Consider the following 23,056-nt stretch of genomic DNA (forward strand, 5'->3'; position numbering starts at 1 on the left):
GGCGGTTCTCCTTGGTTCCCTGTTCGGGAGGTTGGTCCTGGAAACCCGATTCTCTCGGATTCCACTGGCGAACCGCCGCCTTCAACCTTCAACTACGCCTGGGACATTGCCCGGGTCTCGCCCATCAGGAGCATTACTCGTGGGGCGATTACACGCAGCCTCAGGCGGGCGCAGCCGGTCTCGCTGGTGATCACAACGAGCCGCGCACGGAAGCGGAGTACCTGACGCTGGTGCAGATGCAGGCCTGGCGTTGCCAGGGGCTGAGGGCGTATGGTAAGGGCAATCTGCGTGGCCTTGTCACCGGTCAGACGTTCGTGCTGTCGCATTACCCGCAGGACGCGGCAAACCGTGAGCATGCAGTTGTCGGCTGCAAGCTGACGATCGAGGAGACCGGCGAAGCGTCGGGTTCCGGTCAACGCTATCGCTGCGAGGCGGATTTCACGTTGCAGCCGACCCATGAACCGTTCCGGCTGCTGCGCACGACTGCGAAGCCGCGCATCACCGGCGTCGAATATGCTGTTGTGACCTGCCCGGAGAATCAGGAAATCTGGACCGACGCTTACGGCCGGGTGAAGCTGCAGTTTCTCTGGGACCGCTTGGGGAAAAACGACGAGCGTTCGAGCTGCTGGGTGCGCGTCGCCGGTGCGTGGCATGGCGACCAGTTCGGCGGGATCTTCCTGCCACGTCAGGGGCATGAGGTCGAAGTCGCGTTTGTCAATGGCGATCCGGATCTGCCTATCATCGTGGGCAGCGCGGCCAATGCGTTCAACATGCCGCCGTTCGACCTGCCGAAGAACCAGGCGCTGGCCGGCTATCGCAGCCGGGAGATCGGTGGCCGGCGTGCGAATACGCTCGCTTTCGACGATACAAACGGGAAAATCCAGGCGCATCTGTCGAGTGACGAAGGTGCCTCGCAGCTGAATCTGGGTTACATCACGCGCATCGCGGGCAACGCAGGGCGGCAGGACGAGCGCGGCAAGGGCGTCGAATTGCGCACTGATGGGGATGGCGTATTCCGTGCGGCGACGGGCATGCTGCTTACGACTGAAGGCCGTCCCAACGCGCAGGGCCATGCCAAGGCCATGTCGGAAACGATCCGGCGGCTCGAAGACGCACAGAGCCTTCATGTTGCGATGAGCCGTGCTGCCCAGGAAGGTAAAGCCCAGGAGGCCGACGGACACCAGTCCGACCTGGCGAAAACGATCGAAGCGCAGAACGGACAGATTCGCGGCGTCGCGAATGAGGCAAATCCGTTCCCGGAATTTTCCGCGCCCCATTTGATTATCGCCGGTAAGGCTGGTGTTGAAGTCACTACACCCGCAACGGTTCACGTGGCAGCGCAACAGGTCGCAGTAACGAGCGAGGGGCATGTCGGAATCGCGAGCGGCCGTAGCCTCTTTGCGAGCGTGCGCGACACGATCAGCCTGTTTGCGCAGCGTGCGGCTATCAGGATCTCGGCCGCCATGGGCGACATCATTCTTCACGCGGTGACCAGTTCGATCAGGCTGGAGTCCGCCAAGACGATCCAGTTGCTGACAAAGGTCATCCAGATCACGGGCGTTGAAAAGCTGGAACTGCAGGGCGGCAAGACCCGAATGGTGCTCGACGACAGCGGTGCACAGATCTTCACGCCTGGCAAGTTCGTTGCGTTTGCATCGACGCACTCATTGCCAGGACCGGATGATTCGCCGGTCAACCTTGCGCCGAAGAGCATCTGCATCGAATGCCTGCTCAAGGCTGCCAGGGGCGGCTCTGCACTGGTGCTACGGTAATCAACCTCACACTTTCGGATTGACGGCATGGTCGATAACGCTTGTTTCTCGCGGTTGGGTATCTCACTGAAAGGACTGCTGTCTGTGTTCTGTCTGTCGCTGGCAGCATGCGCAGGCAGACATCCGAATGCAACGGTGCCGGTAGACGTGCCTCGCCCGGTGAAGGTAGGAGGCGGTATGGATGTTCTCGCGCTGAACTACACGCCGTGGTACATCCACACGTTCTCAATGGTCGGGCCGTCTGGAAGTGGTATCGGTGGTGGTGGGCCGAATGTGATGCCGATCCAGCAAAGTGGTAAGCCGTCCGGTGGCGGTAAGGCGGTTTGTTGCATGAGCTATCCCGTCGAATGGCAACCAGAGCTGAAGCTGACGGTGCGCTGGCTGGTGGACAAGAAGCAGGATGGGAACACGCCAGGCTACTGGTACAAGGCCGAGAACGTGCGGATCGCGCAGTACAACGGTGCCAATGCTAACGAGGCGTGGGGCATTTTCCTGCCGGGCGACCGGGTTCGAGTGATGATTACCGATGGCAATCGCGATGGCGGGAACAATCCGAACAACCGGCCTGCTGATAACGATCCGTATATCGCACAGGGCGTGCTCGACGAAGAATGGAACCGGCTTTATCCGCCGGCTCACGACTGAAAAGGGAGAAATGCCATGACGATTCAATGGCGTATTGCGATAACCAGCTTGCTGTCTGCGCTCTGTCTGTCGCAGGCTGCGTGCGCAGGTGGACAGTCGAATGCAACGGTGCCGGTTCAGGTCACCCGCCCGGTCAAACTCCTGTCGGGAGACACTAGGGCGTTGAACTACACCCCGTGGTACATCCATAAGTTTGCAATCACCGGACCAGCCGGAAGCGGCATCGGCGGCGGCGGCCCGAATGTGATGCCAGTCAAGCCGGATGGCAGGCCGTCTGGCGGCGGAGCGGGAGTCTGCTGCACCAGCCTGCCCGTGGAATGGCAACCGGACCTGAAGTTGACGGTGCGCTGGCTAGTGGACAAGAAGCAGGATGGGAAGACGCCGGGCTATTGGTACAAGGCAGAGAACGTGCGGATTGCACAGTACAGCAGCGGAAACACCGGTGACGCGTGGGGCATCTTCCTGCCGGGAGACCGGGTCCGCATCATGTTGACCGATGGCAATCACGATGGCGGTAACAACCCGAACAACCGCCCGGCGGATAACGATCCCTACATCGCGCAGGGCGTGCTCGACGAAGAATGGAACCGGCTGTACAGAAAGGGAGGAATGCAGTGACGATTCAATGGCCTGAGCGGACAACCAGGTGATCTGCGTCAATCCAACTCACCCTTTGCCATGCGCTCCAGGCAAACCCAAGGGAAGATCCCGCGCTCGTGTCCATCGTCGAACACCAGTTGCAGGCCATAGCCCGTGGGCCGCGCGTCCAGCAGCTTCACATCGGCTCGCGACAGCGACGAAAGCCCATCGAGCTTGAGCTTGCGGCACCCTGCGCACAGGCAGGCGGCGCGCAGCCCGGCAGACGGCAACTGCGCGGCTGAACCGTCGGGCCAGCGCATCGACAAGATCCCGCTCACTGCGTCGATTGCTACCGAGTCAGGAACGTTCATCGCGAACGCTCCGCAATTTGACGCAGCGCGATCCGCACGGCCTTGCGAACCTCGGGATCGCCGTCGGCTTCCGCCGCCTCCAGCGCGGCGAGCGTCCCCGCATCGTCGCTACTGCCGATTTCGCCGAGCGCGAGCGCGGCCTCCTTGCGCACGTTGCTGATCGTATGCGAGAGCAACGCGGCGACAGGCGTCGCGCTGGCCGCGTCGCCGATCTGTCCAAGCGCGCGCAGCGCACGTAAGCGCACCTGCCAGTAGGCGTCGTCGAGCGCGTGGACGAGCGCATCGCGCGATTCGGCCACACGCAGCTTGCCAAGCGTCGTCGCGGCCTCTTCGCGTACTTGCCACGCATCGTCATGCAATGCGCCGAGCAGCGCTTCGGTGGTCGCACGATGCGTGCGCGGCGCAAAGCCGAGCGACGCGGTTGCGGCCCGCCGGATCGACGCATCGGGGTCGTGCGTCGCCAGCAAAGCCAGCGGGGCAAGCGCGACCGCATTCTTCAGCCATCCCAACACGCCGACGGCTTCGCTGCGCACCGTGGGGTCGTCGTCAGAGAGCGCCTGCAACGCCGGTGCGAGCGCCTCGGCCATGCGCAGTTCGCGCAGCGCGCGCAACAGTGCCGCGCGCACGAACGAATCCGGCTGCTTGAGCCACTCCAGCAGTATCGCGCCGGAAGACGACTGCTTGAGTTCCGACAGGCTGTCGGCCGCACTCGCGCGCACCACATCGTGCGGATCGAGCAACGCGCCGCATAGCGCCTCCACGACGTCATCGCGTTCCCACGACGCAAGCAGCTGCGCGGCCTCGCTACGCACCTCAGGCGATGCATCGCACCGCAGCGCATTGACAATGGGCTCGATGACGCAGGCATCCTCGAGATCAGCCAGATCGATCAGGGCGATCCGGCGCACCACGGCGTCGTCGGACGCGAGGCGAGACAGAAGGCCGGCGGCTTCGGCTGGCACGGCATCGAGCGAGGCGCTTGGATCAATCGAATCGGACATGGGCGGGCGTGAATGGAGAGAGCAGGTTCCGCGCATCGCTCAACGCAGAAGATACGGAATGGACACTTTCACTGCGCCGGTCGGGCAATCCTGCTCGCAAGGCATGCAGTACCAGCACTCGTCGAACTGCATGTAGGCCTTGCCTTTCTTCATGTCGATGGCGAGCAGGTCGAGCGGGCACACGTCGACGCATACCGTGCAGCCTTTGTCGGCAATGCACCTGCTTTCGTCGATGGTAACCGCAACGGGTGTCGGCGAGGACATAGGCATGCTCCGTCAGGCTGTTGCGGCGGCGAGCGCGGGCTCGCCGATTCGCAGGTTGCGATAGGCATCGCGCTCTTTGTCGTCGAGCGCGACGATATACGGTTCGACCGCACGCTTTTCGCTGGTCATGCGGCCGTTGGCGTCCTTGCGCAAATGCGTGTGGCAGAACCACCGCGCGTCGTCGCGCGCCGGGTAATCCACGCGATGGTGATAGAGGCCCCAACGGCTCTCGGTGCGGAAAAGCGACGCACGTGCCGCCATTTCCGCGCAATCGCGTATCGCGCGAACCTCGGCGGCGCGCATCAGTTCGTGTGGATTCGCCGCCGCGATCGATTCGATATCCTCACTGATTTCGGCAAAGCGCTGTAGACCGATTTCCATTTTCCGTGTGACCTTCGGCGGTTGCAGATAGTCGTTCACCATGCGGCGCAGCTTGTATTCGACCTGCGCTGGCGCCAGCCCGTTGTCGCGTGCAAGCGGCGCATAAATGCGTGCGCGCTCGGCCTCGACCTGTTCGTCGTCGACGGCGGCATGCTCGCGGCCCGCCACATATTCCGCCGCATTGTGCCCGGCGAACCATCCGTACGTGAACGCACCGAGCATGTAGTTGTGCGGCACGGCCGCCATGTCGCCGGCGGCATAGAGGCCCGGCACGGTGGTCTCGGCGCGCGCGTTCACGTAGACGCCCGACGCGCTGTGCCCGCTGCAAAAGCCGATCTCGGAGATGTGCATCTCGATCATCTGGTTGCGGTAATCGGTGCCGCGTCCTTCGTGAAAGCGTCCGCGGCTAGGGCGCTCGTTCGTGTGCAGAATCTGCTCGATTGTCTGAATGGTTTCTTCCGCAAGATGGTCGAGCTTGAGGAACACGGGGCCGTTGCCGCTTTGCAGTTCCTGGTAGAACTCCCACATCATCTGGCCGCTCCAGTAATCGCATTCGATGAAGCGTTCGCCCTTGCCGTTCGCAGTAAAGCCGCCGAGCGGGCCGGTCACATACGCACATGCGGGACCGTTGTAGTCCTTGATGAGCGGATTGATCTGGAAGCATTCGAGGTTCGCGAGCGCGGCGCCCGCGTGATACGCCATTGCGTAGCCGTCTCCGGCATTCGTCGGGTTCTCGTAAGTGCCCATCAGATAGCCGGACGCCGGCAGGCCGAGCCTGCCGGCCGCGCCGCAACTCAGCACGACCGCCTTCGCGCGCACCACGTAGAAGTCGGCCGTGCGGCAGTCGAAGCCGAGCACGCCGCTCACGCGGCCCTGCGCATCGGTCAACAGGCGCGTGGCCACAATGCGGTTCGTGATCGCCACGCGCGCGCGTTTCAACTGCCTGTACAGCACTTTCTTGATGTCGTGGCCTTCGGGCATGGGCAGCACATACGAACCCATGTGATGCACTTTCTTGACTGCGTAGTCGCCGTTGCCGTCCTTCTCGAACTTCACGCCCCAGCGGTCCAGCTCCTCGATCGTCGTAAAGCTATGGCGCGCGTATGCATACACGGCTGCCTGATCCACGATGCCGTCGTTCGCGATCGTGATCTCGCGTGTATATTGCTCGGGCGTTGCGTGGCCCGGAATCACCGCATTGTTCAGGCCGTCCATGCCCATCGAGATTGCGCCGCTGCGCTTCACGTTGGCCTTCTCGAGCAGCAATACCTTCAGAGAGGGATCGCGTTCCTTCGCCTTGACGGCGGCCATCGGTCCCGCGGTGCCACCGCCGACCACGACGACGTCGTAGTCGAGTACATGAGTATTCATCGTGCCTCCGTTGCGTTTCGGGTGCCTTTTTGCAGGTCTTTTTCGCGATCCACACGCAGCCGGTATTGAAAAGCGTCGCCGCGAAAGTACAGATACTCGAAATCGACCGGCCGCCCCGACGCATCGTGCGTGAGACGCTCGATGCGCAACACGGGGCTGCCTTCCTCGACGCGCAGGGCTTCGACGATGTCGTCGTCGGCGAGAATCGCGTCAATGGAAACATCGGCGTGACCCAGCGGCACGCCACAGTCGTTTTCGAGAATCAGGAAGATGTCGCGCGTCGCGAGGTCGGCGTGGGCGAGGCGCTTGCCGAGCGCTTCAGGCAGCCAGGTCAGTTCGAGCGATACCGGCTCGCGATTGAGGAGCCGCACGCGATGAATCTCGGTCACGGGCGCGCCCTCCGCAATGTTCAGGCGCGCGGCAACGTGACGTGTCGCTTCGACCGTTCGGAAACTGCGCAACTGGTTGACGATTTCATAGCCCATCGACGCCATGGCTTCCGCGAAGCCCTGCAACGACGTCACATTCTGAAAAGCCTTGGGCTTCGAGACGAACGTGCCCTTGCCATGCAGCTTGAAGAGCAGTCCCTCCTTCTGCAGATCGCCGAGCGCCTGGCGCACGGTGATGCGGCTCACGTCGAACAAGCCGCAGAGTTCGTGCTCGGACGGCATCCGCGAAAGGGGCGCATACGTGCCGTCGAGAATGCGTTCGCGCAGTGTGTCCTTGATCTGGGCGTACAGCGGGAGAGAGGTGACCGAGGCGCCTGAAATTGCCGCGGCCGCCGGTACTGGAGTCGTTTTCGACATCGCTCAAACTTGTTATGACAAGATGATGAGGAGTCTAGTAAGACGTGGTCCCGGTTCAAACCAAGTTTTTCTGCTTTGTATTTCTCGTGGCGGAGTTAGATGAGTAGGGGGAATGTATGGAAGATGCGCTGCAACGGCGTGCGGCGCATCTAGCCGGATGCACAGCGCAGAGCTAAAACGCGTGCCGCAAGCCCACCATGCCGACGAATTGCGAAGGTCCCGACGAAGGCGTCGCGTTCTGCGAGTCGCCGACTACCGCCACGGCGTCGATGATGCTCGTCGCGCTGCTGCCCGCGGCGGCGAGCGTCTTGCCCCGCGCGAGTTGATAGGCTTCCAGAGCATAAAGGGTGGTGCGCGTGGAGAGGCTGTACGTCTGTTCCAGCGAAATCTGGTGATAGCGCGCGGGATCGCTGACACCGTTGGCCTTGCTCGCGCGCGTGTAGCTATAGCCGGCGCCGACGATCACAGCGGGCGTGATCCGGTAAGTCGAAATCACGCCATAGGTATTGAATACGCCTTCGCTGGCGAAGAGCGAACCGTGGCCCGGCGCATATTGCACGTTCGAATAGTTGAGGCCGACCATCAGATCCTGTGCGGTGTAGCGCGCCGCCGCCGCGAACAGTTGTGCGCTGCGCGCGCTCGCGTAGCCGCTATTCACCGGCGAGTTGATCGCGTAGGTGCCGAGCGCGGCGCTTGTCGCAATGTCTTTCAGCTTGACGTAGCCTGCCGCGACGGCAAACGGTTTGTAGTCGTAGCGGAACGCCGCGCTGAAATGACTGCCGTTCGCGACGCCGCCCGGCACGCCGCCCAGTCCATACTGCGCGCTGAATTGCAGGCCTGCGAGTGTAGGCGATAGATAGGTTACCGAATTATTCAGGCGCAGGGTCGTGTCCAGCGCGTCGATGTCGCCGGGATGTGCGCCGGTTGCGCCCGTCAGCACGCCGGTCGGCCCGAGCGCGCCGACCATCTGGAAGTAGGGCGTGTACTGGCGGCCTAGCGTCACCGTGCCGTAGCGGTCATTGCTGAGCCCGACGTACGCTTGCCGGTTGAAGATGAAGCCCGAGCTGCTCTGCGCGCCCGTCAACGAATTGAAGCCGCTTTCAAGGCGGAAAATCGCTTTTGTGCCGTCGCCGAGATCTTCCGCGCCGAGCAGGCCGAATTTGCTTGCCTGGAGGTTACCCTGGCTCATATAGAAGTTCGCATGGCCGCGCTGATTGCTGACGTACGTGAACGCGTTGTCCACGACGCCATAAAGCGTGACGCTGCTTTGCGCCGACGCGCCTGTGCAGAACAGTGCGCCCGCGAGCGGCAGGCAGGACATGACGACCGCGCGGCTTCGCGCGCGTTTCGATGTGAACATGATGGGGAGTCTCCGATCCAGTCTTTCGGTGTTGTCAGTACTACGGAATGACGCGCGTGTCAGGGCGCGATGGAAATGGTCAGGCATCGCCAGCCATCGGCGGATTCGTCGTTCAGCAGCACGCCGCGCTCGCACGTGACCGGTCTCGTCTCGTGCATCGGCACGAATACGCGCAACTCGTCCTGTGTGTGCGGCATCGAACCTGCGCGCTCCACAGCGATCCGCAAGGCATTGACGTCGCTCGCAATCGTCACGTTCCAGCGGCCTTGGGCGCCCGAGCGCCAGGCTTCGCTTTCGCCGTCGTCCTCGATCGAACCGCCGCGCGCCGTGCCTGCGCCCGCGTGCGGTACGGCGATGAACGCGCGTTCGTCGGCCGGCCGGCCGAAGTGCTGTTGCGCGACGTTCAACGCAATCACGCTACCCTCGCGCAACAGCATGACAGGCCGCTCGAACGGCGCGGGCAGGCTCACGGTCTGGCCGCCGTTAAACGATTCGCCGCTCCAGTACGACACCCAGCGTGTTCCCGCAGGTAGATACACCTCGCGCGCCGTTTGGCCCGCGTCGACCACAGGCGCGACGAGCATCGAGGAACCAAGCATCATGTCGTCTCCGTCCACAAGGCAGCGCGGGTCGTGCGGAAACTCCGCAAACATGGGACGCAAAACCGGTTCGTATGCGCTGTGCGATTGCCACAGCAGTTCATACAGGTACGGAATCAAGCGGTAGCGCAGTTTGATGAGTGCAGCAATCTGCTGCGTGACTTCCGGATACATCCACGGTTCGTTGACGGTACCGTCGTCGTTCCACGAGTGGATGCTAAAGCGCGGCAGGAAGATGCCGAAGGCGACCCAGCGCGCGAACAGTTCCGGACCCGGGGCCGGGCCCGAAAATCCGCCGATGTCGTGGCCGCTGTTCGACACGCCGGACATCGCGAGGCCAAGACCCATCTTCAGATTGAAACGCAGCGTTTCCCACGACGTGTAGTTGTCGCCCGACCAGGTCTGCACATAGCGATGCATGCCGACGCCGCCGGAACGCGAGACGAGAAACGGCCGGCGGCGCGGGGCAAATTCGCGCTGCGCGTCGCGGGAGGCGCGCATCATCAGCTGCGTTTGCAACACCTTTGCCTCATGTGCGGGAAAGGCGCTGCCAAAGCCGTGCGCGATGGCGTCGCGTGTCCAGATTTCGAACTCGTTGTTGTCGTTCCAGGTCGCGGCAATGCCGTGTTTCAAGAGACTTTCCTTGACGCGCGACTTCCACCAGTCGATCGTGTCGGGATTCGTGAAGTCGAGATACGCGCCGACTTCGTCCCAGAACTGCACCCACGCGGGTTCGCCGTTGCGCGCTTCGATCAGCAAGCCGGCGCTCGCGGCTTCCTCGAATGCGGGGTGATCCTGCAGCAGGCACGGCTTGATATTCGCGCACAGGCGCACGCCATGTTCGAGGTAGCCGTTGACGAAACCGTCGATGTCGGGGAACTTCTCCTGGTTCCAGTTGAAGACATAGCGCTTGGCGCCGATCGACGTATAGCCCGAGGACAGGTGAAACGAATCGCACAGCACATCGTGCTCGCTGCATCGTTCGATGAATTCGCCCATGCGTTGCTGTGCGTCTGGCGCGTCCGTGTAGCTCATCGTCGAGCCGGAATAGCCGAGTCCCCACCTGGGCATCCATGCGGGGCGCCCGGTGAGCCACGTGAAGCGGCGCACGGCATGCAAGGGCGTGTCGGCGGAGGCGATGAAGTAGTAGTCGAGGTCGCCATGCGCGGCGACGAAATGGCGATAGTGACCGTGATAGTTATCGAGCTCGCGGCCCATGTCGAAACGGCAATCCGCGAGCGTGTCGTAAAAAAGCCCGAAGCCCGTGCGTGTTTGCGGCTGCCAGGTGACGTAAAACGGTATGTGCTTGTAGAGCGGGTCGGTGGTCCGCGCGTTGTAACCCATCGCGTCAATGTTGCGCATCTCGTACGACTGCTCCGCGCGATCAAGCGACCCCGCGCGCTCGCCGAGCCCGACATATATCTCGTCCTTGCGCCGCTCGATGTAGTGATAGACGCGCTCGTCCCACCAGCCGAAGTTGTACGACTGCGTCTTGCGGTCGTTCATCACGCGGTGCCAGACCGCGTCGCGCAGAATGTCCCAGGCGCAGAAGCCGCCGTCGAGCGTAACGGCAAGGCGGATACATGCAGTCTGCACGACGAGTTGCGTGCCGTCGTTCGACACCTCGAACGCCGGCGGCGCGAAACCGCTCGTATCGCGGCGCTCGCGGCCTTCGAGCGGAACGTCCTCCGCGCCGGGGGCGATGGCCCAGGTGCGTGGGCGATGCAGTTCTCCGTCGGGCAGCACCAGCACGCGGACGATGTCTTCTGCGAGAACGAAGAGTTCGATCCGGCACTGCTCGGGCGAGGTGAGAACCAGGTGATTGCCTTCGTGCGACGCGAGCGCGAAGCGCGGCGGGTGCTTCAGATTCGTGATTGAACGCATGATGGGTAGTCTTTGAAATCATGCAGCCGCGTTAGAGGCCGCATCGGCCTCGTGCGGACGTGCGTCGCGCGAAACGCCGCGCATGAGGAGGATCAACAGCGTCGCGCCGATGATGTCGAAAGCGCCCAGCGCGCCGAAGAGCGGCGTGTAGCCGATTTTGTCCGCGAGCGCGCCGACCATCAGCGAAAAGCCGAGACCGCCGATCCACGCGGACATGCCCGCAAAGCCGGCAACGGTGCCGACTTCGCCCGGGTCGAAGACGTCGGCGGCGAGCGTATTGACGAGTGCCGAGATCATCTGATGCGCGAAGCCGCCCACGCAGAAGAGTGCAATTGCTTCGTATGGCGAAGCAACGAGGCCGATGCATGCTGGCCCGAGCATCATCAATGCGCCGAGTACGACGCCCGCGATGCGCGACCAGATAAGCGGCACGCGCAGACGCTTCATCAGGAAGGGGGACAGGTAGCCGCCGAACAGGCCGCCCAGGTCGGCTGCAAGAAACGGCAGCCATGCGAACAGCGCGATCTGCTTCAGATCCATATGGCGCTGCGTGGCGAGATAGAGCGGAATCCAGAAGCTGAACGTCTGCCATGCGGGCTCCGCAAAAAAGCGGGCTTGCGCGATGGCCCAGAAGCGGCGCGTGCGCAGCACTTCGCGGATGCGGCTGCGGCGCGGCGCCGGCGGGGTCTGACCGCCGATGATCGTTTTGCGCTCGGCCTCGCTGATCCGCGCATGCTCGGACGGGGAACGGTACAGCGCGTACCACGCCGCAGCCCAGACAAAGCCGAGAGCGCCTGTAACGGCGAAGGCGCTTTGCCATCCATAGCGAAGCGACAGAAACACGACGAGCGGCGGCGCGAGCAGCGATCCGAGCGACGTGCCCGCGTTGAAGTAGCCCACCGCGACGGATTTCTCGCGGTTCGGAAACCACTCGGCGACGACCTTCATGCCGGCCGGAATGGCGACAGCCTCGGTCAGGCCCATCAGGCCACGCAGCGCGGCAAGCGAGAACCAGCCGCTTGCAAAGCCGTGCAATACGCCTGTCAGCGACCACAGGCAGGCAAAGAGAGCGAAGCCGAGGCGCAGACCGATCAGATCGATGATGAGACCGCAGACCGGTTGCATGACGGTGTAACCGACCTGGAAGGCGCCGACCACGTACGAGTACTGCTGGGTGCTCATGTGCATGAGCTTCATCAGTTCCGGAGCCATCACGCCGAGCGCGTTGCGCGACAGGTAATTAACGATGGTCCCGAGACATACGAGGCCGATGATCCACCAGCGCAAACCAATGATTGTCTTCACAGTGTGTCTCCGTGCTCGCGTATCCGACCGCAGGGTCTGGTGCAGTCATGCGCGAATTCGAACATTTGTCGATGTTTCGTGTCAGTCATCGTATCACTGAAAGATGAGTTTGATACTAGGGAAACCATGTAAATTGATCGGAAATGCTTGGGATAACGCTGTTTTCCTGTCCATGCGGGGTGCCGGGGATGCGTGAGATCGGACGACTGTTTTGTGCAAAGACTTCAATAAAATGTTCTTTCGAACATGTCGTTTTCATTAATGAGCAATCCGGCTGACTACTCGTCGCATGTCCGGCTACGTCGCAAAGCGTCAGCTTCAGATTCGAATAATAATTCGGTGTACTGTGTAATAGTTTGAGCAGTCGAGGAATCCCCCGCTTTGGGTGCGGGCTTCAGGCGCAGCGATGTAACCAGAAGTTACCTGCCGCTTCGCGTGCGATCTTATGCATCAGTTATTACAAAGTTGAAATACGCCGCGTGCGGCCTTGCGCTATATTTCGGCCAACAACACATTGTTCCAGGGGTGATCGATGAAGTCCGCTCGTTTTGTTCCGCTTCTGCTCGGGGTTCTGACGTTGGCCGCGTCGGGTGCAGCCATGGCCGGCGGGGTCAACATCGGGGTCAATATCGGCATTCCCGCGCCTGTCTACGTGGCGCCGGCTCCGGTCTATGCACCGCCGCCGCCGCCTCCGCCGCCTGTCGTGTATCAGCCCGCACCCGTGTATTACGGCGCACCGGCTATCGTGATCGGCTGGCATGGCGACCGCTACTGGGACGGCCACCGCTATTGGGCGCGCGACGACTGGTATCGTCATCATCCGCCGGGGCGCTATGACTACCGGCGCGATCACTACGATCACGGTCGCGGCTGGCACTGAGCCGCAGCGGCAACCGCAGCGATCCTGAACCGCCCGAATGGGCGGTTTTTTCATGCCTTCGCGCCTTGCCGGGGCGGGCGGCGGACTTACGGTTTGCGCGGGTTTATTGGGTAGAATTCCCTCACCACGCAATTGCCCAATGACCACCAAGGCGCTTATGACAACTGGCTCGCGACGGGTTCCATCGCCTCTTGCACTTCAATGCGTAGTTTCCAGACCCCCGCGTGTCGGTCCCGCGCTCATGTGGCGTTCATCGCGCAATGCCTGCGTCGCGCTGCTGTGCGCCGCGCTGGCCACGGCCGGTTTCTTCGCGGCGCCGCAAGCGCAGGCGGCGTATGCCATTGCCCAGTACGGCGAGCCGAAATATCCGGCGGACTTCAAGCATTTCGACTACGTGAACCCAGATGCGCCGAAGGGCGGCACACTGGTGCTGGCCAATCCGAGCCGCCTGACGAGCTTCGATAAATTCAACCCGTTCACTTTGCGCGGCAACACCGCGCCCGGCGTCGACCTGCTGTTCGAGAGCCTCACGACCGGCAGCAGCGACGAAGTGGCCTCCGCGTATGGACTGCTCGCCGACGACATCAGGATCGCGCCGGACGGCCTCTCGACTACCTTTCATATCAACCCGCACGCGCGTTTTTCGAACGGCGATCCCGTTACCGCGGAGGATGTGAAGTATTCGCTCGACACCCTGAAGAGCCCGCAGGCCGCGCCGCAATTCATGTCGATTTTCGGCCAGATCGTGCGCGCGGTCGTCGTGGATACGCACACCGTACGGTTCGAATTTCAGCAGCGCAATCGTGAGTTGCCATTGCTCGCGGGCGGCATGCCGGTGTTTTCGCACAAGTGGGGAATGAAACCCGACGGCAGCCATATCCCGTTCGATCAACTGGCGTTTGAAAAGCCGATTGGCAGCGGTCCTTATCTGATCGAGCGGTACGACAACGGCCGCACCATCACGTACCGGCGCAACCCGGATTATTGGGGCGCGGCGCTGCCGGTGCGCGTCGGCATGTACAACTTCGAGCGCATCGTCTACAAGCTGTATTCGGATGGCGTCGCGCGGCTCGAGGCCTTCAAGGCGGGCGAATACGACGCGCTCGTCGAATATGTGGCGCGTAACTGGGTGCGGCGCGACGTCGGCAAGAAGTTCGACAGCGGCGAGCTCATCAAGAAGGTGTTCCCGCAGCACAACGGCACGGGTATGCAGGGCTTCATGCTGAACACGCGGCGGCCCCTGTTTCAGGACGTGCGCGTGCGCAAGGCGCTCGATCTCGCGCTCGATTTCCAGTGGCTCAACCGGCAGTTGTTCTTCAATCAGTACACGCGCATCGACAGTTTCTTTGCCAACACGGATCTGCAGGCGAAGGGGCTGCCGTCGCCGGGCGAACTCGCGCTGCTCGAGCCGTGGCGCGCGAAGCTCGATCCCGCGGTTTTCGGGCCGCCGCCGAAGCAGCCCGACACCGACCCGCCGGGCTCGCTGCGCGCGAACCTGCTGCAGGCGCGCGCGTTGTTGCACGAGGCCGGCTGGCGCTATCGCGACGGCGCCTTGCGCAATGCAAAAGGGGAGCCGTTCGAGTTCGAGATACTCGACGACTCGGGATCGGCCGCGCAAATGGAGCCGATCGTCGCTACTTTCATTCGAAACCTGCAGAAGCTCGGAATACGAGCCACGTTTCGCGTAGCCGATTTCGCGGTCTATCAGAAGCGGCTCGACGCATTCGACTTCGACACCACGACGATCCGCATGCCGGACGTGCAGGTGCCCGGTTCCGAGCAGATCGAGCGCTTCGGCAGCAAGGCAGCCGATACGAACGGCTCGGACAATGTGATCGGACTGAAGTCGCCGGCTGTCGATTCGATTCTGCGCGCACTCGTGCAGGCGCAGACGCGCGAGCAGCTGCTCGACGCGACGCATGCGCTCGATCGCGTGCTGATGCATGGCTACTACGTCGTGCCGCACTGGTACAGCGCAACGCATCGCGTGGCGTTCAAGCGCGGGCTTGCATGGCCGGCGAGGCTGCCGCTGTACTATGGCGCCGAAGGCTGGATCACGTCCACGTGGTGGTTCGCGAAGCCGCCGCAAGGCGCGCAGGCCGCTGCGCAATGACCCGCTGTATCACGCTCGCGCGCTATAGTCGTTCAATCACCGCCCTCGCAATGGAAAGCACGTCATGTGGAGCTACATTCTCAAACGTCTGCTGCTGATGATCCCGACGTTGCTCGGCGTGCTGACGCTGACCTTCGTGGTGATCCAGTTCGTGCCGGGCGGCCCCGTCGAACAGATGCAGCATGAGCTGCGCAAGGGCGCCGAGGGCGCAGTGCCGTTCGGCCTGCGCGCACACAATGGCGTCGACGCGCAGCAGATCGCGCAATTGAAGGCGCTGTACGGTTTCGACAAGCCGCCGCTCGAGCGCTACATGTTGATGCTCAAGCGCTTCTCCACCTTCGATCTGGGTCAGAGCTATTTCCGGCATCAGAGCGTGTGGTCGCTGATCGTTTCGAAGCTGCCGGTGTCGATCAGTATCGGCTTATGGACGTTTTTTCTCACGTACCTGATCTCGGTGCCGCTCGGCATTGCCAAAGCGGTGCACAACGGCTCGCGCTTCGACATCGCGACGAGCCTTGTCGTGCTGATCGGTTATGCGATTCCGGGCTTCGTGCTCGGCGTGCTGCTGCTGGTGTTATTCGGCGGCGGCACGTTTTTGCAGCTCTTTCCGCTGCGCAATCTCACATCGGATAACTGGTCGCAACTGAGCCTGGTGGGCAAGGTGCTCGACTATCTGTGGCATATCGCGTTGCCGGTTACGGCTTCGGTGGTCGGCAGTTTCGCGGTGGTGACGATGCTCACCAAGAACGCCTTTCTCGACGAGATTCGCAAGCAGTACGTATTGACCGCACGCGCAAAAGGTCTTTCCGAGAAACGCGTGTTGTGGAAGCACGTGTTTCGCAATGCGATGTTGCCGTTGATCGTCGGCTTTCCGGCCGCGTTTATCGGCGCTTTTTTCACAGGCAGTCTGCTGATCGAAACGCTTTTTTCGCTCGACGGTCTCGGCTTGCTGTCGTATGAGTCCGTCGTGCGGCGCGACTATCCGGTCGTGCTCGGCACGCTGTATCTCTTCACGCTGATCGGCCTTGCGACCAAGCTCGTTTCCGATCTTTGCTATGTGTGGGTCGATCCCCGCATTCAATTCGAACAACTGGAACGCTGATGAATCGAGCCCGCCTTTCAGCCGATGCAGCGGCCCGCACGGAGCCCGCGCGCGCGTTCGTCTCGCCTTCGCCCGCGCGCCGCGTATGGCAGCGGTTTCGCCAGCAACGGCTTGGCTACTGGAGCCTCTTCGTGTTTGTCGCGGCCTTCGTGGCGAGCCTCGCCGGTCCGCTGTGGTCCAACGACAAGCCGCTCGTGGTGCGCTATGACGGCCACTTGTATTTCCCGCTCTTTCACACTTACGCGGAAACCACGTTCGGCGGCGACTTCCCGACGCCCGCGGATTATCTCGACCCGTATATCAAACAGCGTTTCGATGCGCCGGGCAATTTCGCCGTGTACCCGCCGAACCATTACTACTACGACACGCTCAACTATTTTTCGAAAGCACCTAACCCCGCGCCGCCGTCGCGCGAAAACTGGCTCGGCACCGACGATCGCGGCCGCGATCTGTTTGCGCGCCTGCTATACGGCTTTCGCGTGTCGGTGGAATTCGGTCTCGTGCTGACGTTCATCGGCACGATACTCGGCATCGCGGCCGGCGCTGTCCAGGGTTATTTCGGAGGACGTACCGATATCATCGGGCAGCGCCTGATCGAAATCTGGAGCGCGATGCCCGAGCTTTATCTGCTGATCATTTTCTCGTCCATCTTCGAGCCGGGTTTCGTTCTGCTGATCGTGCTGCTTTCGCTGTTCGGCTGGATCGGCTTGTCGGACTATGTGCGCGCGGAGTTTCTGCGCAATCGCCAGCAGGATTACGTGCGCGCGGCGAAGGCCATGGGGCTGTCGAACTGGCAGATCATGTGGCGGCACGTGCTGCCCAACAGTCTCACGCCGGTCATCACGTTCCTGCCGTTTCGCATGAGCGGCGCGATTCTCGCGCTGACGAGTCTCGACTTTCTCGGCCTCGGCGTGCCTTCGCCGACACCGAGCCTCGGCGAACTGCTCGCACAGGGCAAGGCGAATCTGGACGCGTGGTGGATCTCGCTGTCGACCTTCGGTGTGCTGGTCGCGATGCTGTTGCTGCTGACTTTCATGGGCGACGCGCTGCGCAACGCGCTCGACACCCGTATCTCCGATGCGATGCGCGCCGGAGGTAATCAGTGAGCATGCAACGGCAAACCCATGCACCGCAGCACGACAGCGGCAACGGCGGGAGCGCTGTGCCGCTGCTGGAGCTGGATCACCTTCATGTGAGCTTCGGCGAAACGGTGGCCGTGAACGACGTCACGTTGACGATCCGGCGCGGCGAGCGCGTCGCGCTCGTCGGCGAATCGGGGTCGGGCAAGAGCGTGACGGCGCTGTCGGTCTTGCGTCTGTTGAGCGACGCCCAGGTGAGCGGCTCGATCCGTTTCGACGGCGAGGACCTGCTTGCCAAAAGCGAGCGTGAGATGCGCGGGCTGCGCGGCTCTGACATCGCGATGATCTTTCAGGAGCCGATGACGGCGCTCAATCCGCTCTACACGGTGGGCGATCAGATCGCGGAGACGATTGTGGTGCACGACGGCGTTTCGGCAGCGGAGGCCCGCAAGCGCGCGGTCGCATTGCTCGGACGCACGGGCATTCCCGAGCCGGGCAAGCGCGTGAACAGCTATCCGCACGAACTCTCGGGCGGTCAGCGGCAGCGCGCAATGATCGCCATGGCGCTCGCGTGCCGTCCGCGTCTATTGCTCGCCGACGAACCGACCACCGCGCTCGACGTGACGATTCGCGCGCAGATCGTCGATCTGCTGCTGGAACTGCAGCATGACGAAGCCGAAAAGCGCGGCATGGCCGTGCTGCTGATCACGCATGACCTGAACCTCGTGCGCAACTTCGCCGAGCGTATCGCGGTGATGGAAAAGGGCGTGCTCGTCGAGAGCGGGCCGGTCGAGCAGGTGTTCGGCTCGCCGCAGCATCCCTACACGCAGCGGCTGCTCGCGAGCCGGCCGCAGCGGACCGTGGTGCCGGTGCTGCCCATTGCGCCGGTGCTGCTGGAAGCCCGCGACGTGTCCGTCGATTTCAAAACGAAGCTGCCGGGGTTTGCCGGCTGGTTCCGCTCGGGGCGCTTTCGCGCCGTCGCCGATGCGAGCGTTTCGCTGCGGCAGGGCGAGACGCTCGGGATCGTCGGCGAATCCGGTTCGGGCAAGTCGACGCTCGCCATGGCCCTGCTCGGCCTGCAGCGCACGGCGCACGGCGAGATCGAATTCCAGGGCAGGGCGCTGGGCAGCTACCGCGGCACGGAACAGACCGCGTTGCGCTCGAACATGCAGGTGGTGTTTCAGGACCCTTTCAGCTCGCTTTCGCCGCGCCAGACCATCGAGCGGATCGTCGGCGAGGGATTGGCGCTGCACCAGCCGCAAATGTCGGCGCAGGCGCGCCGCGACAAGGTGCTGGCGGTCTTGCGCGAGGTCGGCATCGACCGCACGGCGCTGCTGCGCTATCCGCATGAGTTCTCCGGCGGCCAGCGGCAGCGCATCGCCATCGCGCGCGCGCTGGTGGTCGAACCGCGCATTCTGATCCTCGATGAGCCCACCAGCGCGCTCGACGTCTCCATTCAGCAGCAAGTGCTGAAACTGCTGGCCGGGTTGCAACAGAAGTACAACCTCGGCTTCGTTTTCATCAGCCACGACCTGGCTGTGATCGGGGCGATGGCGCACCGCGTGGCGGTCATGCAAAACGGTTCTATCGTCGAAAGTGGAGACGTTGAGAAAATCTTTGCGACCCCTTCGCACCCGTACACTCGAAAGCTCCTGAAAGCCGCGCTCGACCGTTGATTTTTCACCCTTTCACCAATTGGGTGCGCCTCTCGATTGTATTTTTCTATTTGTTTTGACACATGAATACTTACTGGCTAGTATCGACCAAACTTTTTTCCGTAGACCCCTGATTCTTTAGCAAAAACTACCGACCAATGCAGCACAGAAATCTGACCCAGGCTTGCACGCGCGCCGTCGCCGGGATGTTCATTGGCGTCTTGATCGCAGCAGCTCCCGGCGCTTTCGCCGACGAAGTAAGCAGTTTCAATCAGAATGCCTCATTTTCGCCGAGCACTCCGGCGAATTCCCCGTCCTCTTCCAGCTCGCAGTCCGTCGGCGGCAACACCGACAGCAGCGCGAAATCGTTCCTGTCGGGCATGGCCGGCAAGGCGGGCGATGTCGTCGTCGGCGCGCTGAATATGATCGGCGTACGCTACCGCTGGGGTGGCAATACGCCTGATTCCGGGCTCGATTGCAGCGGCTTCGTGCGCTACGTGTTCCAGGACACGCTGGGCATGGCGCTGCCGCGCCGCGCCGAGGAAATGAGCCGCGTCGGCGAAAAGGTCCGCGTGAGCGATCTGAAGCCGGGTGACTTGGTGTTCTTCAACACCATGCGCCGCACGTTCTCGCACGTGGGCATCTATATCGGCGACAACAAGTTCGTGCATTCGCCGTCCACCGGCAGCACGATCCGCGTCGACGACATGGATGACGGCTACTGGGAAAAGCGCTTCACCGGCGCGCGCCGGATCGAGACGTCGTACCAGAGCGGCGAAGACCTGCGCAAGCGCGTGAATGCGACGATCGGCGGAAACAACTGATTTTTGCCGCCAGGCGGTGCAGGCGCACCGCCTGGAGCCGAAGCCACAAAAAAAAGGCCTGCTTCGAAAGAAGCAGGCTTTTTTGTTGACAGCCCGTCTACGGATGAGGCCGTGCGCAGCCGCGACTGGCGGCCGCGATGCCTGACCTCGCTAAACCGCCGCGCGGCTCGCCGTCAGCTTGCGTTGCAGCTCCGGCATGATCTTCGCGACGGCTTCTTCGCCGGCGAGAATTGCGGCGTTGCGCTGCGAGAAGTCGCTGCCGCTCATGGCCGCGAGATTCGGCCGGATCACGACGTCGGCGTATTTGTCGAGTTCATAGGCTTTGATGGTCTGGCCCATGATCGTGAAAGTCTGCATGAGCACGTCGAACGAGCTGGCTGTGAGGCCGCTTTCCGGGCGCTGCGAAATATCCACCGCGATCACGAAGTCCGCGCCCATCTTGCGTGCGAACGATGCGGGCACCGGACTCACGAGACCGCCGTCCACGTATTCATGCCCGCCGATTTTCACCGGCTCGAAAATGGACGGCACGCTGCATGACGCCCGCACCGCCACGCCCGTATTGCCGCGCTGAAAGAGAATGGGCTGGCCGGTTTTCAGGTCGGTGGCGACGACGCCGAGCGGCTTCACCATTTTCTCGATCGGCCGATTGTTGAGCGTCGTATTCAGATAATTCTGCAGCGCGATGCCTTGCAGCAGGCCGCGCGTGCGAAACGGCATCGCCCAGTCGCTGATCGACGCTTCGTCCATGGTCAGTGCGAGCTTGTTCAGCGCGAAGCCGTTCATGCCCGACGCATAGAGCGCGCCGACCACCGACCCGGCGCTCGTGCCGGCGACGAGGTCCACCTGAATATTGCGCGCCTCCAGCGCCTTGATCACGCCGATGTGCGCGAAACCGCGCGCCGCGCCGCCGCCTAGCGCGAGCGCGACGCGAAGCGGGCGCTGCGGCTTGTCGAGCGGCGGGGTGCTCGTGCCTGGTGTGGCGGTGCCATTCGACGTCGACATTCCGTCGATTTTGCTGCCGGCCGTGGTGCAGGCGGCCAGCACCGCTGAGGCGGCGGCGAGCGAAAAGTTGCGACGGCCGAAACGAGGTGATGAAGGTTTCAACGAATTCTCCAGCAACGGCGCAGGCGGCGTGACGGGCGCCGCCTCGTGCCGCGATCAGGCAAAGGTCGAGGCGACCGCGATGAGCGGTTTCATGCGCGCGGGCGGCGTGTGTGCCCTGGCGCGCGCACATCATAAAGCAAAGGGGCGCGGGCGCGCGGGCCTGTAATGAAACGTTGCAGAGACACCGCCTCTGGGCGACAGCACGCGATCAGGACGCCTACAGGGCACCATTCGGGACGCAATCACGACACCACGGAGACGCCCCGCCTGGCCGTTCGGATGAGGGCGGCGCGCCGCTCTCGAAAGGTATAATTCGGCTCTTGCTTTGATTCCTTCGTGTCCATGCACGGCTGTCGTCCCGCTGCATGGACGCGGTTCGCTGCCGCGCCTGACTGGCTGTATCTGTCCGGCGCCGGCGCCCGTCTTCGAGTAACGCTAATGACCACCTCCGTTCGCACCCGTTTCGCACCGAGTCCCACCGGCTTCATTCACCTCGGCAACATCCGCTCCGCGCTTTATCCGTGGGCGTTCGCGCGCAAGATGAAAGGGACCTTCGTACTGCGGATCGAGGACACGGACGTCGAGCGTTCCACCACTGAATCCGTCGACGCCATCCTGGAAGGCATGGAATGGCTCGGCCTCGATTTCGACGAAGGCCCGTTCTACCAGATGCAGCGCATGGACCGCTACCGCGAAGTGCTTCAGCAGATGCGCGACGCGGGGCTCGTGTATCCGTGCTACATGTCGACCGAAGAACTCGACGCGCTGCGCGAGCGCCAGCGCGAGGCCGGCGAAAAACCGCGCTACGACGGCACGTGGCGTCCCGAGCCGGGCAAGGTGTTGCCCGAGCCGCCGGCGGGCGTGCAGCCGGTGCTGCGCTTCCGTAATCCGCTCACCGGCACGGTGGCCTGGGACGACGCGGTGAAAGGGCGCATCGAAATCTCGAACGAGGAGCTGGACGACCTCGTGATCGCGCGGCCGGACGGCACGCCGACCTACAACTTCTGTGTGGTGGTGGACGATCTGGACATGCGCATCACGCACGTGATTCGCGGCGACGATCACGTGAACAACACGCCGCGGCAGATCAATATTCTGCGCGCACTCGGCGGCGAGCCGCCGGTGTACGCGCACTTGCCGACCGTGCTCAACGAGCAGGGCGAAAAGATGAGCAAGCGTCACGGCGCGATGAGCGTAATGGGCTATCGCGACGCCGGCTACCTGCCCGAGGCCGTGGTGAACTATCTCGCGCGCCTCGGCTGGTCGCATGGCGACGCGGAGATTTTCTCGCGTGAGCAGTTTGTCGAATGGTTCGATCTGGAACATCTCGGCAAGTCGCCGGCGCAGTACGACCACGACAAGCTCAACTGGCTCAACGCGCATTACATCAAGGAAGCGGACAACGCGCGCCTTGCCGGCCTCGCGCGGCCGTTCCTCGCCGAACTGGGTATCGACGAGGCGGCCATCGCGCAAGGCGCCGACCTGAGCGCCGTGGTGGGCTTGCTGAAGGACCGCGCGTCCACGGTCAAGGAGATTGCAGAGAGCGCGGCGATGTTCTATCGCACGCCCGCCCCGGATGCGGAAGCCCTCGCGCAACATGTGACCGACGCAGTGCGCCCGGCGCTCGGCGAGCTGGCTGCCGCGTTGAAGACCGTCGAGTGGACCAAGGAGGCGATCGCCGCCGCGCTCAAGGCCACGCTTTCCGCGCACAAGCTGAAGATGCCGCAACTCGCCATGCCGGTTCGTCTGCTGGTGGCGGGCACGACGCATACGCCGTCTATCGATACGGTGCTGATGCTGTTCGGCCGCGATGTGGTGGTGAGCCGTATCGAGAAAGCGCTGGCATAACGCGATCGCGGCACGCCTTGCCGGAGCGTTCGCGCGTGCGTTGAGAGGGATTGCATGCGTCTTTGGAAAAAAGTCGCATGCAATTGCTCAAAGGGTATTTACAAAGCGCA

20 protein-coding genes are annotated in these 23,056 nt (G+C 62.7%); 11 read left to right on the plus strand and 9 right to left on the minus strand.

Translation table 11 applies throughout. From position 1 onward, the window contains the following. From HV711_RS07630 to HV711_RS07640, 3 genes are all read left to right on the plus strand, one after another. A partial coding sequence (locus HV711_RS07630; protein WP_175145040.1) for a type VI secretion system Vgr family protein occupies nucleotides 1-1,772 on the plus strand: 1,772 nt, incomplete at its 5' end. Nucleotides 1,773-1,799: 27 nt separating this feature from the next. Beyond that, nucleotides 1,800-2,417: a DUF3304 domain-containing protein gene (locus HV711_RS07635; protein ID WP_035477820.1), complete on the plus strand. Its 618-nt coding sequence runs from the start codon at nucleotides 1,800-1,802 to the stop codon at nucleotides 2,415-2,417. A 15-nt stretch (nucleotides 2,418-2,432) separates the two neighbouring features. Next, the gene (locus tag HV711_RS07640) at nucleotides 2,433-3,035 is read left to right on the plus strand and encodes a DUF3304 domain-containing protein (protein ID WP_051223923.1); all 603 of its coding nucleotides are present in this window, start codon (nucleotides 2,433-2,435) and stop codon (nucleotides 3,033-3,035) included. 38 nt (nucleotides 3,036-3,073) lie between these two features. On the opposite strand, the gene HV711_RS07645 is transcribed toward HV711_RS07640, so the two are convergent. The 8 genes from HV711_RS07645 to HV711_RS07680 form a co-directional block, all read right to left on the minus strand. After that, entirely contained in the window at nucleotides 3,074-3,367 is a 294-nt protein-coding gene (locus HV711_RS07645) for a DUF971 domain-containing protein (RefSeq protein ID WP_035477822.1), read from the minus strand. Continuing rightward, nucleotides 3,364-4,368: a HEAT repeat domain-containing protein gene (locus HV711_RS07650; protein WP_035477825.1), complete on the minus strand. Its 1,005-nt coding sequence runs from the start codon at nucleotides 4,366-4,368 to the stop codon at nucleotides 3,364-3,366. Before HV711_RS07650 ends, HV711_RS07645 begins: the two co-directional genes overlap by 4 nt. Before the next feature lie 39 nt (nucleotides 4,369-4,407). Beyond that, nucleotides 4,408-4,632: a 4Fe-4S dicluster domain-containing protein gene (locus HV711_RS07655; protein WP_035477827.1), complete on the minus strand. Its 225-nt coding sequence runs from the start codon at nucleotides 4,630-4,632 to the stop codon at nucleotides 4,408-4,410. 12 nt (nucleotides 4,633-4,644) lie between these two features. Beyond that, nucleotides 4,645-6,384: a fumarate reductase/succinate dehydrogenase flavoprotein subunit gene (locus HV711_RS07660; protein WP_035477829.1), complete on the minus strand. Its 1,740-nt coding sequence runs from the start codon at nucleotides 6,382-6,384 to the stop codon at nucleotides 4,645-4,647. Further along, complete coding sequence (locus HV711_RS07665; RefSeq protein ID WP_035477831.1) at nucleotides 6,381-7,190, minus strand: GntR family transcriptional regulator; 810 nt, start codon at nucleotides 7,188-7,190, stop codon at nucleotides 6,381-6,383. Before HV711_RS07665 ends, HV711_RS07660 begins: the two co-directional genes overlap by 4 nt. A gap of 172 nt (nucleotides 7,191-7,362) precedes the next feature. Beyond that, the gene (locus tag HV711_RS07670; protein ID WP_035477834.1) at nucleotides 7,363-8,550 is read right to left on the minus strand and encodes a porin; all 1,188 of its coding nucleotides are present in this window, start codon (nucleotides 8,548-8,550) and stop codon (nucleotides 7,363-7,365) included. A 59-nt stretch (nucleotides 8,551-8,609) separates the two neighbouring features. Further along, nucleotides 8,610-11,033 carry a glycoside hydrolase family 31 protein gene (locus HV711_RS07675; RefSeq protein WP_035477836.1) on the minus strand — a complete coding sequence of 808 codons (2,424 nt, stop codon included), beginning with the start codon at nucleotides 11,031-11,033 and terminating at the stop codon, nucleotides 8,610-8,612. Nucleotides 11,034-11,051: 18 nt separating this feature from the next. After that, nucleotides 11,052-12,338, minus strand: coding sequence for an MFS transporter (locus tag HV711_RS07680; RefSeq protein ID WP_035477839.1), 1,287 nt, complete (start codon nucleotides 12,336-12,338; stop codon nucleotides 11,052-11,054). A gap of 532 nt (nucleotides 12,339-12,870) precedes the next feature. Here HV711_RS07680 and HV711_RS07685 point away from each other — a divergent pair. The 6 genes from HV711_RS07685 to HV711_RS07710 all read left to right on the plus strand — a co-directional run bounded on the left by HV711_RS07685 (nucleotide 12,871) and on the right by HV711_RS07710 (nucleotide 19,991). Next, nucleotides 12,871-13,218 carry a hypothetical protein gene (locus tag HV711_RS07685; protein ID WP_013588844.1) on the plus strand — a complete coding sequence of 116 codons (348 nt, stop codon included), beginning with the start codon at nucleotides 12,871-12,873 and terminating at the stop codon, nucleotides 13,216-13,218. 241 nt (nucleotides 13,219-13,459) lie between these two features. Then, complete coding sequence (locus HV711_RS07690; RefSeq protein WP_028363380.1) at nucleotides 13,460-15,331, plus strand: extracellular solute-binding protein; 1,872 nt, start codon at nucleotides 13,460-13,462, stop codon at nucleotides 15,329-15,331. Nucleotides 15,332-15,395: 64 nt separating this feature from the next. Beyond that, on the plus strand, nucleotides 15,396-16,433 hold the full coding sequence (locus HV711_RS07695) for a microcin C ABC transporter permease YejB (RefSeq protein ID WP_035477840.1): 1,038 nt from the start codon (nucleotides 15,396-15,398) through the stop codon (nucleotides 16,431-16,433). Continuing rightward, nucleotides 16,433-17,539, plus strand: a complete 1,107-nt coding sequence (locus tag HV711_RS07700) for an ABC transporter permease (RefSeq protein ID WP_013588841.1) — start codon at nucleotides 16,433-16,435, stop codon at nucleotides 17,537-17,539. The genes HV711_RS07695 and HV711_RS07700 overlap by 1 nt, the downstream gene beginning before the upstream one ends. A 2-nt stretch (nucleotides 17,540-17,541) precedes the next feature. After that, a complete protein-coding gene (locus HV711_RS07705; RefSeq protein ID WP_051223924.1) occupies nucleotides 17,542-19,188 on the plus strand; it encodes an ABC transporter ATP-binding protein in 1,647 nt (548 codons plus the stop codon). 137 nt (nucleotides 19,189-19,325) lie between these two features. Further along, entirely contained in the window at nucleotides 19,326-19,991 is a 666-nt protein-coding gene (locus HV711_RS07710; protein WP_035477842.1) for a C40 family peptidase, read from the plus strand. 150 nt (nucleotides 19,992-20,141) lie between these two features. Here HV711_RS07710 and HV711_RS07715 read toward each other — a convergent pair whose 3' ends face one another. Beyond that, a complete protein-coding gene (locus HV711_RS07715) occupies nucleotides 20,142-21,098 on the minus strand; it encodes a patatin-like phospholipase family protein (RefSeq protein ID WP_013588838.1) in 957 nt (318 codons plus the stop codon). On the opposite strand from HV711_RS07715, the gene HV711_RS07720 reads away from it, so the two are divergent. Together HV711_RS07720 and gltX are read left to right on the plus strand one after the other, a co-directional pair. Beyond that, nucleotides 21,007-21,264 carry a hypothetical protein gene (locus HV711_RS07720; RefSeq protein ID WP_175145038.1) on the plus strand — a complete coding sequence of 86 codons (258 nt, stop codon included), beginning with the start codon at nucleotides 21,007-21,009 and terminating at the stop codon, nucleotides 21,262-21,264. The two genes, HV711_RS07715 and HV711_RS07720, sit on opposite strands and share 92 nt — an antisense overlap. Nucleotides 21,265-21,536: 272 nt before the next feature. After that, nucleotides 21,537-22,946, plus strand: coding sequence for a glutamate--tRNA ligase (gene gltX / locus HV711_RS07725; RefSeq protein ID WP_035477843.1), 1,410 nt, complete (start codon nucleotides 21,537-21,539; stop codon nucleotides 22,944-22,946). Nucleotides 22,947-23,056 lie beyond the last annotated feature (110 nt).

It is taken from the genome of Paraburkholderia phenoliruptrix (assembly GCF_902859825.1).
Classification (GTDB): Bacteria; Pseudomonadota; Gammaproteobacteria; order Burkholderiales; family Burkholderiaceae; genus Paraburkholderia; species Paraburkholderia phenoliruptrix.

Coding starts and splice junctions, on each gene's coding strand:
- HV711_RS07635 (WP_035477820.1), top strand. CDS start 1,800: ATGGTCGATAACGCTTGTTTCTCGCGGTTGGGTATCTCACTGAAAGGA.
- HV711_RS07640 (WP_051223923.1), top strand. CDS start 2,433: ATGACGATTCAATGGCGTATTGCGATAACCAGCTTGCTGTCTGCGCTC.
- HV711_RS07645 (WP_035477822.1), bottom strand. CDS start 3,367: ATGAACGTTCCTGACTCGGTAGCAATCGACGCAGTGAGCGGGATCTTG.
- HV711_RS07650 (WP_035477825.1), bottom strand. CDS start 4,368: ATGTCCGATTCGATTGATCCAAGCGCCTCGCTCGATGCCGTGCCAGCC.
- HV711_RS07655 (WP_035477827.1), bottom strand. CDS start 4,632: ATGTCCTCGCCGACACCCGTTGCGGTTACCATCGACGAAAGCAGGTGC.
- HV711_RS07660 (WP_035477829.1), bottom strand. CDS start 6,384: ATGAATACTCATGTACTCGACTACGACGTCGTCGTGGTCGGCGGTGGC.
- HV711_RS07665 (WP_035477831.1), bottom strand. CDS start 7,190: ATGTCGAAAACGACTCCAGTACCGGCGGCCGCGGCAATTTCAGGCGCC.
- HV711_RS07670 (WP_035477834.1), bottom strand. CDS start 8,550: ATGTTCACATCGAAACGCGCGCGAAGCCGCGCGGTCGTCATGTCCTGC.
- HV711_RS07675 (WP_035477836.1), bottom strand. CDS start 11,033: ATGCGTTCAATCACGAATCTGAAGCACCCGCCGCGCTTCGCGCTCGCG.
- HV711_RS07685 (WP_013588844.1), top strand. CDS start 12,871: ATGAAGTCCGCTCGTTTTGTTCCGCTTCTGCTCGGGGTTCTGACGTTG.
- HV711_RS07690 (WP_028363380.1), top strand. CDS start 13,460: ATGTGGCGTTCATCGCGCAATGCCTGCGTCGCGCTGCTGTGCGCCGCG.
- HV711_RS07695 (WP_035477840.1), top strand. CDS start 15,396: ATGTGGAGCTACATTCTCAAACGTCTGCTGCTGATGATCCCGACGTTG.
- HV711_RS07700 (WP_013588841.1), top strand. CDS start 16,433: ATGAATCGAGCCCGCCTTTCAGCCGATGCAGCGGCCCGCACGGAGCCC.
- HV711_RS07705 (WP_051223924.1), top strand. CDS start 17,542: ATGCAACGGCAAACCCATGCACCGCAGCACGACAGCGGCAACGGCGGG.
- HV711_RS07710 (WP_035477842.1), top strand. CDS start 19,326: ATGCAGCACAGAAATCTGACCCAGGCTTGCACGCGCGCCGTCGCCGGG.
- gltX (WP_035477843.1), top strand. CDS start 21,537: ATGACCACCTCCGTTCGCACCCGTTTCGCACCGAGTCCCACCGGCTTC.